The sequence below is a fragment of the Salinicoccus halitifaciens genome (assembly GCF_021026095.1).
Taxonomy (GTDB): domain Bacteria; phylum Bacillota; class Bacilli; order Staphylococcales; family Salinicoccaceae; genus Lacicoccus; species Lacicoccus halitifaciens.
In genome coordinates this window covers 1-13,855 of record NZ_JAJNCU010000004.1, presented here as the reverse complement: position 1 = coordinate 13,855, position 13,855 = coordinate 1, and the positions used below count along the sequence as shown (strand labels likewise).

Genomic DNA, 13,855 nt, shown 5'->3' with positions numbered 1-13,855 from the left:
TAAATAATTGAACGTTAAGAGTCAAAGGAGACTAAAAGTTGAAGTTTTTTAAAGAATTAGGTGTCAGTGAGGAAATACTCAAAGCCGTGAGTGATATGGGCTTTGAAACACCTACACCGATACAGGAAAAAAGTATTCCTATAGCACTGGAAGGCCGGGACGTACTTGGCCAGGCGCAGACAGGAACGGGTAAAACAGGTGCATTCGGCATACCGATCATAGAGAAATCAGTCAAAGGCGAAGGCATACAGAATATTATTTTGACACCGACCCGTGAGCTGGCTGTCCAGGTTTCAGAGGAATTGAACAAATTTGCGAAGTATAAGAAGCTGCATGTAGCAGTGATCTTCGGCGGCATGAGCATCGACCGCCAGATCAAGGAATTGAAGAGAAGGCCTGAAATAGTGGTCGGCACACCAGGCAGGATGATTGACCATATCAAGCGCCGCACATTGAAGCTGCAGGATGTGAACATGCTTGTCCTGGATGAAGCGGATGAAATGATGAACATGGGCTTCATCGATGATGTCAAATTCATCATGTCAGAAGTGCCGCTTGAAGGCCGTCAGACATTGCTGTTCTCTGCGACGATGCCGAGAGCGATCCAGGAGCTGGTCACACGCTTCATGGTGAATCCGGAAATCGTCAAGACGATGAGCCAGTCGTCAAACAATCCGCAGATCGATGAGAACTACACGATCGTCAAGGAGCTTGAAAAGCTCGATGTATTCTCCGACTTCCTGGATGTGCACCAGCCGGAACTCGCGATCGTCTTCGGACGTACGAAACGCCGGGTCGACGAACTGACGGGCGCACTCATCGCGAAAGGCTACCGTGCTGAAGGGCTGCATGGTGACATCACCCAGTCGAAGCGGCTTGAAGTGCTCAAGAAATTCAAGAATAATTCACTGGATATACTTGTGGCAACCGACGTTGCAGCGAGGGGCCTCGATATTTCAGGCGTATCCCACGTGTATAACTTCGACATCCCGCAGGATGCAGAGAGCTATACGCACCGTATCGGACGTACAGGCAGGGCCGGTCACAAAGGCATGGCGCTGACATTCGTCAATCCGGTCGAGATGGATTATCTCAGGATGATTGAAAACGACAAGAATAAAACCATCCGTTCCTTAAGACCGCCTAACAAAAAAGAGGTTGAGGCATCAAGGCAGAACGAAGTGTTCGACAAGATCACTGGATGGATCGAAAACGACGACAGTTCAGTGACCAAGGAAATTGCAGAGAAGCTCATCGAAGCGCACGGTGCTGAAAATGTCATTTCTGCAATGCTGAATGAATTCATGTTCTCAAGACAGGATGAAAACATTCAGCTGTCATTTGAAAAACCGTTATCCAAAAGAGGCGGCGGCGGACGCCGCGGCGGCAAATCTTCTTCAAACTATAAAGGTTCCAAAAAAGGGCGCCCGCAAAAACGCAATGACAACAGAGGCGGAAGCGGCAAGCCGCAATCCCAGCGCCGGAACAAAACCGGACGTACATTCAAAGATCACCTTAAATAATGAAACTTATGAAAGCATCCCCTTAAGGTGGATGCTTTTATTTAGTATAATGGTGAATGAAGGTATAATGACAGAGCAGGAAAAATCTTTTATGCCGAAGGAAGGTCAATATGAAAAGATTATCGAGTGAAGCTGTACCTTACATGAGGGTGAGGGCGATGATCGATATGTTGTTCTGGTTCATCATCGCAGGTGCCGTCACAGGCCTCAGCCTGTGGTTCGACTGGCCGGCTTACGTCATATGGTCTGCTGCCGGCATTTTCATTGTTTTATTCATCATTAATGTCATCATCAGGCCATTGATATTTTACAGGGTGACGCGGTATGAGCTTGCAGAAGAACAGATCATCGTCAAAAAGGGGTTCATCATCATCAGGACCACCCTGATACCGATCAAGCGGATACAGGGTGTGGAACTCTCGACCGGACCGGTCTCGAGAAGGTACGGTCTTTCCATCCTGCGCGCAAAGACGGCCAGCATGGGCATAGATATGCCGCCGATTGAAATCAGTGAAGGCGGGCAGCTCAAGAAACAGATCATCGATATGGTAAAGGAGGAGATTTCTGATGTATAGTCCTCAGAAGCTTCATCCGATTGCTTATCTGGGCAGTGTCGTCAATGCGTTCAGGAATTTATGGATTCCGCTTGTCATCGTCTTCTTCAACCAGAGGGAGACGATCATGTCCGGCAATATTTCACTGACATGGATTTTTGGGGTCGTTGGGATATTCCTCTTTCTGGTCATCCTGTTCGGCGGCCTTGACTTCATCAACAAGTACAGGACGAGATTCTGGATAGAAGACGGCAAGTTCATATATAAGGACGGGATTTTGACGAGGCGTGAAAAGGAATTTGATATAGAGCGCATCCAGTCGATCGACTTCTCGGAACCGATTTTCCACCGCCTGTTCAAAGCCGTGAAACTCCAGGTATTCACACCAGGCGAAGGCATCGTCATAGATACGATGAAGAAAACCCAGGCCGAAGCGCTGCAGTCCATCATCTATGATGAGCAGGAGAAGATTGCACAGGATAAAAAGGATGTTGAAAATGTGCAGATCGGCGATGCCAGCCCATGGCCGAGGCAGGATGGGGATGCGGCACTGGCCGAGGCACAGCCGAAGCGGACCTTCGAAGTGCTCCACAGGCTGAGCCGTGCGGAATTGCTGCTGATGAGCATGACGAGCGGCGCACTCGGCGCGTTCCTCGCCATTGTTTTTGCGATACTGAACATCATCGGCACGCAGTTCATCGTGGAACGTTATATCGATTATTTCGGCACGCTGTTCCAAAACTCCATGATTGCACTGTCGGTCGCTGTAATATTCTTTGTGGCCGTCGGCTATGCTATCGGGGTGATCATCCTTTACATCAAATACCATGATTACGCATTGTATAAAAAAGGTGATGATCTCGCAGTGGAGTACGGACTGCTTGAAAAGAAGCATAAGAGCGTGAATGTCAACAGGGTCCAGAACATCATCATCAGGGATTCCCTGATCAGAAGGATGATCGGTTATTATTCATTGTCGGTGACGATAACGAGTGATACTTTTGAAGGCGAGGATGCAACCAGTACAGTGGAACTCATGCCTTTCATAAAAAGGAACACTTTGTATGAAGTCATTGAAGAGATACTGCCGAACTATGACGTGATCAAGCCGGAGGGCTGCGTGCCGCTCCGTGGTTACCGCAGATATTTCCAGGTTTCAACTGTCATACTGATCCTTGCCACCGCAGCCGTCCAGTATTACCTGCTCAGCTGGGCATGGATACTTGGACTCGGGGTGATGGCCGTCACGATTGCGGCCGGAGTCTATGCGGCAAGGAACAATGGTTATGTGATCAGGGACGATGAAATCAACCTGCTTACAACGGGATTTTTCACGAGAAGCCATTTTGTCATCAAGCATGATAAAGTCATCGAGGGCCAGATTACGGAAAATCCATTTCTCATCCGTTCAAAGCTCGCCAATATATCAGTGACGACCGCAGCCGGCATCGTCGGATCGACTGCGACGGTCAGGTTCATAGACAGGCAGGATATCGGCATCATATGGGATTGGATAAAGGAAGGGGGCAGGACGGATGAAGAAAATATCTCCGAAAGCGATCAGATTATGGAGGATTAAAGCAGGCATTTATGCGTTCATATTTTTACTCGCGACGGCACTGGTCTACATCCTCTCCGTCACGGCCCTGGATTTCCTGCCCTGGTATATACCCGCGGTATTCCTTTTGATCACGGTTTATATCGTCGTTGTGGATATATGGCTTGTGCCCAAATTGAAATTCCGTTATTTCAGATACGGCATATTTGATGATGAAATCCACGTCCATGAAGGCATATTCATAAAAAGGCAGAAGACTGTACCGATATACAGGATTCAAAATATCGATACGACAGTCGGCCCGCTGATGAGAAGGATGAATCTCAAAGGCATCAGTTTAAGGACGCCGGCTGAAAGAGTTTACATCCCCGAGCTTCACGAAGGGGACGCGGATCAGCTGAGGGCCATGATACGCGACATCATCAATAATCAATCGAGGTTGGAAGTATGATTTTAGGCATAGGTACAGACATAGTGGAGATAGGGCGCATAAAAAGAGTGAATAAAGATCACCGTCTTGCCAAAAGGATATTGGCGGACGAAGAGTTGGACAAATACAGGAATATCCCGAATGAAAACAGGCAGACCGAGTTTCTGGCAGGACGTTTCGCCGTCAAGGAAGCATATGCAAAAGCGCTTGGCAGCGGCATAGGCGAATCCATAGCGTTCAATGAGATCAACTGCATGAATGACAGCCGGGGGAAGCCATCCATCGTGAATGACCGGCGGGCCCATGTTTCAATTTCGCACTCGGAAGATTACGCAATGGCGATGGTTGTCCTGGAAACACAATGAGGAGGCAGTTCAGTGAGTGAAAGGTACTATAGAAGCACATTGGTCAATGTAGACTTGGAAGCGATCCACCATAATTACAAAGTCATCCAGGGCAGGCACCCGGACAAGACGTTCATCGCCGTCGTGAAAGCGAACGGTTACGGGCTCGGCAGCAACACAGTCGCCGGATATCTGGCAGACAGGGGTGTCAGTTACTTTGCCGTGGCGACACTGGATGAAGCCATCGATTTAAGGATGCACGGCACCAAGGAAAAAATCCTCGTCCTCGGCCGGATAGACCCTGAAGATATCAACAAGGCAATCCAGCACAGGGTTGCGGTGACGGCGGCAGACCTCGAGTGGGTGAGGGAAGCCATCTCGAATGTGAACGACACTTATGAAAAAGAGGTATGGATCCACATAAAAGTGAACACCGGCATGAACCGCTACGGTACAAAGGACGTGGCGGAGATCCGTGCCATGATCGAGGAAATCAACAGCTTTGACCGGTTCATATATGAAGGTATCTTCAGTCACCTGACTTCCGCCGACGAAGACCGGGGTATCACGGAGCAGGAGATCGAAGCATTCCGCGGCATCGTCGAGCAGGTGGAGCGCCCAAGATACATCCACATCCAAAACTCTGCAGGCGCATTATGTTATGACGTGGATTTCTGCAACGCTATCCGGATCGGCATATCGTTGTACGGTTACTATCCGAGTCCGGAGACGAAGGCTGCGACGGATATCCGGCTGAAACCTTCCATAGAACTGACGGCGCGCGTGGCGGCGGTCCATCAGCTCTCGCCGGGGGATGCAGTGAGTTACGGCAGGACCTATACAGCCGGGGAGGAAGAAACCGTCGCAACTCTGCCGATCGGTTATGCAGATGGCTTCATCCGCAAAAGAAGCGGCTATGAAATTGAGGTGGGCGGTGCCCAGTGTCCAGTGGTCGGCAGGGTCTGCATGGATGCGATCATGGTGCGGGTGCCCGGGGATACGAAAGTCGGAGATCATGCATGCATCATCAGCAATGATCCCGACTCACCGCAGTCCATGGATGAATACAGCGCTTATGTGGACACCATCCCGTACGAATCACTGACGCTCCTGGCAAGGCGCATACCGAGGCAATATGCGGGAGAAGATGTGGATTTCATTTACAATGAGGTATTGAAATAGCTAGTCACTTTTGAAACAACATGGTAAGATTATATATATTATCGTCCAGGGGTGATTAATTATGAATTTGAATGATCAGCCGAACACGAGCAGTCTGGATACAGCACTTAAAAAGGGTTATATTGAAATGAGGGATATCAATCTCTCGATCGTCAGCGAGTTTCACATTGTGGAATGTGAGGCGCATAAGCATAATGAAAGATACCTTGAATATATAAAAGATGGTGAATAGATGAAAAGAGGAGAAGTTTATCTTGCGGATCTATCACCGGTGGAAGGTTCCGAGCAAGGTGGTAAAAGACCTGTCGTTATCATTCAGAACAATGTGGGCAACTATCACAGTCCGACTGTGATAGTTGCTGCTGTTACAGGCAGGATCAACAAAGCAAAGATACCTACACATGTGGAGATTTCAAAGGATACATATAACTTGGATAAAGATTCAGTGATTTTATTGGAACAGATCAGGACCGTCGATAAAAAACGGCTGATGGAAAAACTTACATATTTGAAAGATGATAAAATGGCTGAAGTGGACGCTGCCCTGAAAGTCAGTCTCGCATTGGATCAGAAGCAGAGAAAGAAGAAGAAAAAGAACAAGCGGTCAGAAGGATGATATGACCCCAATTCATAAGGAGGTGCAGCGATTGACCTATGTAGATGATTTAGCAAATGAATATAAGGATATCATGACGAAATATCTTTTTGACGATCAACAGTACGAAGCGATTGAAATGTGCCACACTTTCAGTGATAAGGTCATTCAAATCGATACCTCTCCGGAGGAAATAGTGACACTGCATATGGATCTTCTTGAAGAAATGTCCATCAAAGATGGGGAATTGATTCATTCTTCATTGAACATACTGCAGGAAGTGCTGATTGCATTCGGCTTTACATACCGCGACTACAAGGCGATGCTGGCTAAACTCGAAACGCATGATAAAGAGCTGGATGTTGCTTCAAGCCTTCAGGAAACGATGCTGAAAACGCCGATACCGGTACTGGAGAGCCTGGAAATCGGAGCGATTTCCGTCCCGGCCGGCAAGGTGAGCGGGGACTATTTCAATATCATCAATCATGAGAATGCCCTCTTGAGTTTTGGTGTGGCCGATGTCATCGGTAAAGGGATACCTGCGGCCATAGCGATGTCCATGGTCAAATTTGCCATGGATTTTCAAGGTGCGACCATAAATCCGAGTGAAAGTCTGCAGAAGCTCAACAGGGTGGTCGAAAGGAACGTCAACCAGAATATGTTCATCACGATGTTCTACGGCCTTTATGATCTCAAGACCGGAACGCTCGACTATTCTTCCGCCGGGCATGAACCGGGGCTGATATACAGGAGCGCGACGAATGAGTTCGAAGAGATCGATGCCAAAGGCATCGTACTCGGGGTGACGGATTCTGCGGAATACGAACAGCGCCGGGTGACGCTTGAAAAGGACGATATGCTGATCGTCTGCACCGATGGGGTGACGGAACTCAGGAAACACGATGACACCTTCATCGACCTGAATGATATCAAGGACATGATTTATGAAACGAAGGACCATCATCCTCAGGATATCGTCCAATATGTATATGAATCCCTGACGCGCATGCAGCATGCAAATAAAAAAGATGATCTCACTTTATTCATCTTAAAAAACACAGGATGAAATCCATAAAAAATGAGTGATATATGTTTATCCTTATTCTGGACGGGTAAACATATATGACTTGCGTTTAGAATTTGGTTAGGAGTGGAAATACATAATGAATATCAACATTAGCACAGAAGAAAAGAAAGACGAGTATATCATTGCCATGAGCGGGGAGCTTGATGTCTATACTGCTCCCGAACTGCAGGAAGTTCTGAACCCGATCAGACAGGACGGCAGTCATCATGTGAAGATAGATTTAAGTGACGTTTCATATATGGATTCGACGGGACTCGGCATCTTTGTAGGTACACTCAAAGATTTGAACAAGCACGGTAAAGAACTGCGTGTGACAGGTGTTTCCGACCGTATTTTGAGACTCTTTGAAATCACGGGTTTAAGAGACTTGATGCATATTAATGAATCATCGGAGGTGGAATGAGGATGAGTCATCAATATGACTATATAGAGATGAAATTTCCATCAAGTGCAGAATACGTTGGGCTGATCAGGCTCACGCTGTCCGGTATTTTCTCCCGGGTGGGAGCAACCTATGATCAGATCGAGGATGCTAAAATTGCGGTATCCGAAGCAGTCACCAACGCAGTGAAGCATGCCTACAATGAAGACGAGGACGGCAATATCCTGGTGGGATTCGCCGTATACTCCGATAAAATAGAAATCATCGTATCGGACAAAGGTCAGAGCTTCAATTATGAGGAAATCAAATCTGAACTTGGCCCGTATAATGAGGATGATAACGTCAATTACTTGAGAGAGGGCGGCCTCGGGTTATTCTTGATTGATACACTGATGGATGAAATTGTTGTAAGAAAAGATCCAGGTGTTACAATAAGTATGACTAAGTACATTGATGAAAGCCAGGTGCATTCAGATGGGGAAACAATCAGCAACAGATAATGGATATTCTGCTGAGGAGATCAACTTTCTGATCAAAAGCTATCAGCAGGAAAGTGATGATATTGCCCAGACCAAACTGGTGGAACATTATCAGAAGCTTGTTGAATCGCTTGCATACCGCTACTCCAAAGGGCAGAGCCATCATGAAGACCTGGTGCAGGTTGGCATGGTCGGCCTGCTCGGTGCGATAAAAAGGTTCGATCCTTCTTTCGACAGGCGTTTCGAAGCTTTTTTGGTGCCGACGGTCGTCGGTGAAATCAAAAGATATCTCCGTGATAAAACATGGAGTGTCCATGTACCGAGACGGATCAAAGAGATCGGTCCAAAGATTAAAAATGCAAACGACACCCTCGTGGCTGAACTTGAGCGCTCACCGACCATCCAGGAGATTGCAGATTATCTTGAGGTGACGGATGAAGATGTGCTTGAAGCGATGGAAATGGGCCAGAGTTACAATGCATTATCAGTGGACCATTCCGTTGAAGCTGACAAGGACAGCTCAACAGTGACCCTTCTTGATGTGATGGGTGAGCAGGATGACAACTATGACCTTGCAGAGAAAAGGCTGATGCTTGAGAGGATTCTCCCGATACTGACCGAGAGGGAAAGGGAAATCATCCAGTTCACCTTCATGGAAGGCCTGAGCCAGAAAGAAACAGGGGAACGTGTAGGCTTAAGCCAGATGCACGTCTCCAGGCTGCAGAGAACGGCAATCAATAAGCTGCGGCAGGCAGTTGTGGAAAATGAATGACCCCCGACCCGTGCGGTTGGGGTTTTTATTTTTTAAGACTATACTTAAATTTTAGGAGAAACGACAATGTCACAAGACTTGATTAAAGCGTTGGAAAAAACGACATCTTTCAAAGAAAAATATATAAAGAACGTGCTGGAACTGCTTGAGGACAAAAACACGGTGCCATTCATCGCCCGGTACCGTAAAGAAATGACCGGCGGCATGAATGAGGAAGATATCAAACTGATCGCGGACGAATATAATTATATGGAGTCTCTCCAGAAGCGGAAAGAGGAAGTCATCCGCCTGATTGATGAGCAGGGCATGCTGACGGAGGAATTGAAGGCTGAAATCAATAAGCAGACCGTGCTGAACAGGGTGGAAGACTTATACAGGCCGTTCAAACAGAAGAAGAAGACAAAGGCGACTGAAGCAAAGCGGAAAGGTCTGGAACCCCTGGCTAAAATCATACAGGCACAGGATGATGCGGATGTTCATCAGTATGCGGAACGTCATTTGAATGATGAAGTGCCTTCGGTTGAAGAAGCCATCAGCGGCGCCCTGGACATCATTGCCGAGGACATTTCCGATGAGCCGAAGTTCAGAAGATACATTTTAAAAGTTGTGAAGGATACTTCCTCCATCACCTCCACCAAAAAGAAGAATGCAGAAGATGATAATAAAGTATTTGAAATATATTACGATTATGAGGAGCCGGTCAAGAAGATCGTGCCTCACAGGGTGCTCGCGATCAACCGCGGTGAGCAGCTCAAAGTTCTGAACGTGAAGCTCGTACATGATTTCGAACGCCTGAAGAATTATATCGGCAAACAGGTCATCAGGGAAGAATCGAAGACCCGTGAGTATATGGAGAGAGCGGTCGAGGACAGTTTGAAGCGGCTGATCATCCCTTCCATCGACCGTGAAGTCCGAAATGATTTGACGGTCGAGGGTGAAGCGCATGCCGTCGATATCTTCGAAGAAAACCTGAAACGTCTGCTGTTGCAGCCGCCGTTGAAGGGCAGGATGATTCTTGGGGTCGACCCTGCATTCAGGTCGGGATGTAAACTTGCCGTAATCAATGACAACGGGGAGTTCCAGGATAAAAGCATCATTTATCCGCACACTTCAAAAAAGAGAGTGGAAGAAGCGAAAAATGAAATGCTCCGCATGATCAAAAAGCACGATGTTTCCCTGATCGCAATCGGTAATGGCACAGCTTCGAGGGAAACCGAACTCTTCACCGCCGAACTCCTGACTGAAGAAAATCTCGATGTACCATTCATCATCGTCAATGAAGCGGGAGCGAGTGTTTATTCGGCGTCGCAGATTGCACGGGATGAATTTCCGGATTTCAATGTCGAAGAACGTAGTGCCGTTTCAATCGCAAGACGTGTACAGGATCCGCTCAGTGAACTGGTGAAGATCGATCCGAAATCCATCGGTGTCGGCCAGTACCAGCATGATGTCAATCAGAAATATTTGACCGAATCACTGAACTTCGTTGTGGAGACGAGTGTGAACCAGGTCGGGGTGAACGTGAATACGGCATCCGTGACGTTGCTTGAGCATGTGGCGGGTCTGTCACCTTCCATCAGTAAAAATATCGTCAATTACAGGCTTGAGAACGGCCGGTTCAAAAACCGCCGGGAGATCGGCAAAGTGCCGAGGCTCGGCAAGAAGACATATGAGCAGTGCATCGGATTCCTCCGTCTGCCAGAGGGAGAAGAGCTGCTCGACAGGACACCAATCCATCCCGAACAGTATGAAACCACAAATGAATTATTGAAGCAGCTCGGAATCAAAAAAGAACAGATCGGCTCGGATGAAACGAGCAAGAGGCTTGAAGGCATCAACATAAAGGAATATGCAGAAAAACTCTCCGTAGGGGAGCCGACGCTTGAGGACATCGTTGAAAGTCTGAAATCACCGACGAGGGACATCAGGGATGATTATGAAACCCCGATGCTGAAGTCCAATGTATTGAAGATGGAAGATTTGAAGCAGGGGATGAGAATGTCAGGAACTGTGAGGAACGTGACCGACTTCGGCGCTTTCGTCGATATCGGTGTTAAGCAGGACGGCCTTGTGCATGTTTCACAATTGGCGGATCGCTTCATCAAACATCCATTGGAAGCGGTGGGGACAGGTGACATCGTGGAAGTGAAAGTGCTTGATGTGGATTTGAAAAAGGGCAGAATCTCCCTGACGATGAAAAATATGAACAACTAAAAATGAAGACAAAAAAAGTACAGGCCAACTGAGATGGCCTGTACTTTTTTGATTTTACTTATCCAACAGGTGGACGCTCTTGTCTTCAAGCTCAACATCATTGATGTCGATGCCGAGTGCATTGGCAACACCGCGGCCGTAAGCCGGATCTGCCTGGTAACAGTTGAAGATATGACGGTGCTGTACTTGTAATGATGCGCCGCCGACTTCATCTGCTGTGTTTTTGAAGAGGTTCTGCTTATCTTCTTCTGACAGAAGGTTGAAGAGCTTACCTGGCTGCTCGTAATAATTGTTGTCGTCTTCGCGGAAGTTATGCTCGTAAACCAGTCCGTCGATTTCGAGACCCGGCTGTTTCACTTCCGGCTGATCTTGATACTGGCTGTAGCTGTTAGGGTAGTAGTTCGTATGTGAACCCATGTTGCCATCGACCCTCATTGCGCCGTCACGGCTGAACGGGCAGACGTTCTGTGCCGCTTTTGGAGAGTTGACCGGAATCTGGTGGTGGTTGGCACCCAGACGGTATCTCTGAGTATCTCCATATGAGAACAGACGGCCCTGCAGCATTTTATCCGGTGAGAAACCGATGCCCGGTACGATGTTCGTTGGTGCGAACGCTGCCTGTTCAACTTCTGCGAAGTAGTTTTCAGGGTTGCGGTTCAGTTCGAACTCACCTACAGGAATCAACGGATATTCGCCTTTGTACCATACTTTAGTCAGGTCGAACGGGTTGTGGTAATGGTTTTTAGCCTGCTCTTCAGTCATAACCTGGATGTAAAGCTTCCATTTAGGGAAGTTGCCTTCTTCAATCGCATTGAACAGATCTCTTTGTGAAGACTCGCGGTCTTTTGCAATGACCTGCTCTGCTTCTGCACCGGTGTAGTTTTCAATGCCCTGCTGTGTTCTGAAGTGGAACTTCACCCATACGCGCTCGTTGTCAGCATTGATCATGCTGTATGTGTGTGATCCGAAACCATGCATGTTTCTGAAGCCTTTTGGAATACCGCGGTCCGTCATAATGATCGTCACCTGGTGGAGTGCTTCAGGAAGCAGCGTCCAGAAATCCCAGTTGCTTTGCGGGTTATGCATGTTCGTCTTAGGGTCACGCTTTACAACGTGGTTAAGGCTTGCGAAAAGTTTAGGGTCACGGAAGAAGAACACAGGTGTGTTGTTACCGACGAGGTCCCAGTTACCTTCCTCAGTGTAGAACTTGAGTGCGAAACCGCGGATGTCACGTTCTGCATCTGCTGCACCGCGCTCGCCCGCCACAGTGGAGAAACGTGCGAACATTTCAGTTTTCTTGCCGACTTCGCTGAAGATTTTAGCTTTCGTATATTTGGTGATATCATGAGTTACAGTGAAAGTTCCGTAAGCACCTGAACCTTTGGCGTGCATACGGCGCTCAGGAATCACTTCACGGTCGAAATGTCCCATCTGCTCCAGGAAATACGGATCCTGCATTACCATCGGACCACGCGGACCGGCAGTAGCAGAGTTTTCACGGTCGCCAACCGGCGCACCAAATAATGTAGTCAGGTGATCTGCAGGCTTGTTCTCGCCTTGCTCCCTGCCTTGATGAGCACCGCCCGCCATTGCAGTACCAGCGAACTCATCTTTTGGATTGCCAGTGAACTCGTCTTTGGACTGATTCTGGTTTTCGTTAGTCATTAATAAAATCCCTCCGAGAATGATTATTATAACATTCTTGTTTAGAATGATTATAAATAAAGTTTAACACATTGCTAAGTAATTTCAAGCAAATAACCCCCAAGTAATGTAAAATATTTTTAAATAGAGATTTTCGGACAGATGAAATGGAGAATATCTCAGAGACATAAAAACTGCCTTTATATAGAAGGAAAAAATTCAAAATACCAGTTTTGATCATCGAAAAGGGCGGTCGATTAAAAAAGATAAAGGAAATGTTAAAAACACGTAAAAATGTATTGACTTATTTAACATAAACCTTTATTATAAATATCGTTGCACTAATCAATGGCCCGTTGGTCAAGCGGTTAAGACACCGCCCTTTCACGGCGGTAACACGGGTTCGAATCCCGTACGGGTCACTTCTTCTTTTAGAGAAAAAGTTTTTAAAACAAAATAGACGAACTCATTGACATAATGATTTATATGTTATACAATAGTTCTTGTCGCTAAAAAAGAAGCGAAGCACTGAAAAGCAACATTATAATGATGTGCGGTTGTGGCGGAATCGGCAGACGCGCTAGGTTGAGGGCCTAGTGGGAGTTAATCCCGTGGAGGTTCAAGTCCTCTCAGCCGCATCAATCTTGCAATACTGATTCAAATAATTACTATTATATACTAAAATCAAATGCGGGTGTAGTTAAATGGTATAACCCCAGCCTTCCAAGCTGATGTCGTCGGTTCGATTCCGATCACCCGCTCCATTACATTTAAGAACATTGAAAACTGAATGACAATATGTCAACGTTAATTCCGATAAAAGAAGTCTTCCATTATGGAAGCAGTTGAGGCGCACAACTCAAAAACGCAATTGATACTGTCAGTATCATACGAGCTCAAGATGAGCTTTCCATTTATGGAGAGTTTGATCCTGGCTCAGGATGAACGCTGGCGGCGTGCCTAATACATGCAAGTCGAGCGCGAGCGATTGGAGCTTGCTCCAATCAATCGAGCGGCGGACGGGTGAGTAACACGTGGGCAACCTGCCCATCAGACCGGGATAACCACGGGAAACCGTGGCTAATACCGGA

14 protein-coding genes, 3 tRNA genes and 1 rRNA gene are annotated in these 13,855 nt (G+C 47.2%); 17 read left to right on the top strand and 1 reads right to left on the bottom strand.

Annotated features, from left to right (window positions below; genetic code table 11):
* The first annotated feature begins 38 nt into the window (after positions 1 to 38).
* From LPW40_RS08725 to LPW40_RS08665, 13 genes are all read left to right on the top strand, one after another.
* The gene (locus LPW40_RS08725) at positions 39 to 1,523 is read left to right on the top strand and encodes a DEAD/DEAH box helicase (protein ID WP_230821884.1); all 1,485 of its coding nucleotides are present in this window, start codon (positions 39 to 41) and stop codon (positions 1,521 to 1,523) included.
* A 110-nt stretch (positions 1,524 to 1,633) separates the two neighbouring features.
* The gene (locus LPW40_RS08720) at positions 1,634 to 2,098 is read left to right on the top strand and encodes a PH domain-containing protein (RefSeq protein ID WP_230821883.1); all 465 of its coding nucleotides are present in this window, start codon (positions 1,634 to 1,636) and stop codon (positions 2,096 to 2,098) included.
* On the top strand, positions 2,091 to 3,656 hold the full coding sequence (locus LPW40_RS08715) for a PH domain-containing protein (protein WP_230821882.1): 1,566 nt from the start codon (positions 2,091 to 2,093) through the stop codon (positions 3,654 to 3,656). The genes LPW40_RS08720 and LPW40_RS08715 overlap by 8 nt, the downstream gene beginning before the upstream one ends.
* The gene (locus LPW40_RS08710; protein ID WP_230821881.1) at positions 3,613 to 4,086 is read left to right on the top strand and encodes a PH domain-containing protein; all 474 of its coding nucleotides are present in this window, start codon (positions 3,613 to 3,615) and stop codon (positions 4,084 to 4,086) included. The genes LPW40_RS08715 and LPW40_RS08710 overlap by 44 nt, the downstream gene beginning before the upstream one ends.
* Complete coding sequence (gene acpS, locus LPW40_RS08705; protein WP_230821880.1) at positions 4,083 to 4,430, top strand: holo-ACP synthase; 348 nt, start codon at positions 4,083 to 4,085, stop codon at positions 4,428 to 4,430. Before LPW40_RS08710 ends, acpS begins: the two co-directional genes overlap by 4 nt.
* Positions 4,431 to 4,442: 12 nt before the next feature.
* Complete coding sequence (gene alr, locus LPW40_RS08700) at positions 4,443 to 5,591, top strand: alanine racemase (RefSeq protein ID WP_230821879.1); 1,149 nt, start codon at positions 4,443 to 4,445, stop codon at positions 5,589 to 5,591.
* 61 nt (positions 5,592 to 5,652) lie between these two features.
* Complete coding sequence (locus LPW40_RS08695; RefSeq protein ID WP_230821878.1) at positions 5,653 to 5,823, top strand: hypothetical protein; 171 nt, start codon at positions 5,653 to 5,655, stop codon at positions 5,821 to 5,823.
* Entirely contained in the window at positions 5,824 to 6,207 is a 384-nt protein-coding gene (locus LPW40_RS08690; RefSeq protein ID WP_230821877.1) for a type II toxin-antitoxin system PemK/MazF family toxin, read from the top strand.
* Positions 6,208 to 6,238: 31 nt separating this feature from the next.
* A complete protein-coding gene (locus tag LPW40_RS08685; RefSeq protein WP_269063302.1) occupies positions 6,239 to 7,252 on the top strand; it encodes a SpoIIE family protein phosphatase in 1,014 nt (337 codons plus the stop codon).
* A gap of 97 nt (positions 7,253 to 7,349) precedes the next feature.
* Positions 7,350 to 7,676: an anti-sigma factor antagonist gene (locus LPW40_RS08680; RefSeq protein WP_230821876.1), complete on the top strand. Its 327-nt coding sequence runs from the start codon at positions 7,350 to 7,352 to the stop codon at positions 7,674 to 7,676.
* A 2-nt stretch (positions 7,677 to 7,678) separates the two neighbouring features.
* The gene (gene rsbW, locus LPW40_RS08675; RefSeq protein WP_230821875.1) at positions 7,679 to 8,155 is read left to right on the top strand and encodes an anti-sigma B factor RsbW; all 477 of its coding nucleotides are present in this window, start codon (positions 7,679 to 7,681) and stop codon (positions 8,153 to 8,155) included.
* The gene (sigB, locus tag LPW40_RS08670) at positions 8,130 to 8,906 is read left to right on the top strand and encodes an RNA polymerase sigma factor SigB (protein WP_230821874.1); all 777 of its coding nucleotides are present in this window, start codon (positions 8,130 to 8,132) and stop codon (positions 8,904 to 8,906) included. The genes rsbW and sigB overlap by 26 nt, the downstream gene beginning before the upstream one ends.
* Before the next feature lie 66 nt (positions 8,907 to 8,972).
* Positions 8,973 to 11,120 carry a Tex family protein gene (locus LPW40_RS08665; protein WP_230821873.1) on the top strand — a complete coding sequence of 716 codons (2,148 nt, stop codon included), beginning with the start codon at positions 8,973 to 8,975 and terminating at the stop codon, positions 11,118 to 11,120.
* A 54-nt stretch (positions 11,121 to 11,174) separates the two neighbouring features.
* Here LPW40_RS08665 and LPW40_RS08660 read toward each other — a convergent pair whose 3' ends face one another.
* The gene (locus tag LPW40_RS08660) at positions 11,175 to 12,710 is read right to left on the bottom strand and encodes a catalase (protein ID WP_230822107.1); all 1,536 of its coding nucleotides are present in this window, start codon (positions 12,708 to 12,710) and stop codon (positions 11,175 to 11,177) included.
* A gap of 404 nt (positions 12,711 to 13,114) precedes the next feature.
* Between LPW40_RS08660 and LPW40_RS08655 the strand changes: the two genes are divergently transcribed.
* The 4 genes from LPW40_RS08655 to LPW40_RS08640 form a co-directional block, all read left to right on the top strand.
* Positions 13,115 to 13,186, top strand: a tRNA-Glu gene (locus tag LPW40_RS08655).
* A gap of 131 nt (positions 13,187 to 13,317) precedes the next feature.
* Positions 13,318 to 13,402, top strand: a tRNA-Leu gene (locus tag LPW40_RS08650).
* A gap of 52 nt (positions 13,403 to 13,454) precedes the next feature.
* Positions 13,455 to 13,528 (top strand) — tRNA-Gly (locus tag LPW40_RS08645).
* Between the two features lie 149 nt (positions 13,529 to 13,677).
* Positions 13,678 to 13,855 (top strand): 16S ribosomal RNA (locus LPW40_RS08640); the annotation flags it as partial.

Bases quoted from the DNA above. Each gene is read 5' to 3' on its own strand.
- LPW40_RS08720 (WP_230821883.1), top strand. From the start codon at position 1,634: ATGAAAAGATTATCGAGTGAAGCTGTACCTTACATGAGGGTGAGGGCG.
- LPW40_RS08715 (WP_230821882.1), top strand. From the start codon at position 2,091: ATGTATAGTCCTCAGAAGCTTCATCCGATTGCTTATCTGGGCAGTGTC.
- LPW40_RS08710 (WP_230821881.1), top strand. From the start codon at position 3,613: ATGAAGAAAATATCTCCGAAAGCGATCAGATTATGGAGGATTAAAGCA.
- acpS (WP_230821880.1), top strand. From the start codon at position 4,083: ATGATTTTAGGCATAGGTACAGACATAGTGGAGATAGGGCGCATAAAA.
- LPW40_RS08695 (WP_230821878.1), top strand. From the start codon at position 5,653: ATGAATTTGAATGATCAGCCGAACACGAGCAGTCTGGATACAGCACTT.
- LPW40_RS08690 (WP_230821877.1), top strand. From the start codon at position 5,824: ATGAAAAGAGGAGAAGTTTATCTTGCGGATCTATCACCGGTGGAAGGT.
- LPW40_RS08680 (WP_230821876.1), top strand. From the start codon at position 7,350: ATGAATATCAACATTAGCACAGAAGAAAAGAAAGACGAGTATATCATT.
- rsbW (WP_230821875.1), top strand. From the start codon at position 7,679: ATGAGTCATCAATATGACTATATAGAGATGAAATTTCCATCAAGTGCA.
- sigB (WP_230821874.1), top strand. From the start codon at position 8,130: ATGGGGAAACAATCAGCAACAGATAATGGATATTCTGCTGAGGAGATC.
- LPW40_RS08665 (WP_230821873.1), top strand. From the start codon at position 8,973: ATGTCACAAGACTTGATTAAAGCGTTGGAAAAAACGACATCTTTCAAA.
- LPW40_RS08660 (WP_230822107.1), bottom strand. From the start codon at position 12,710: ATGGCGGGCGGTGCTCATCAAGGCAGGGAGCAAGGCGAGAACAAGCCT.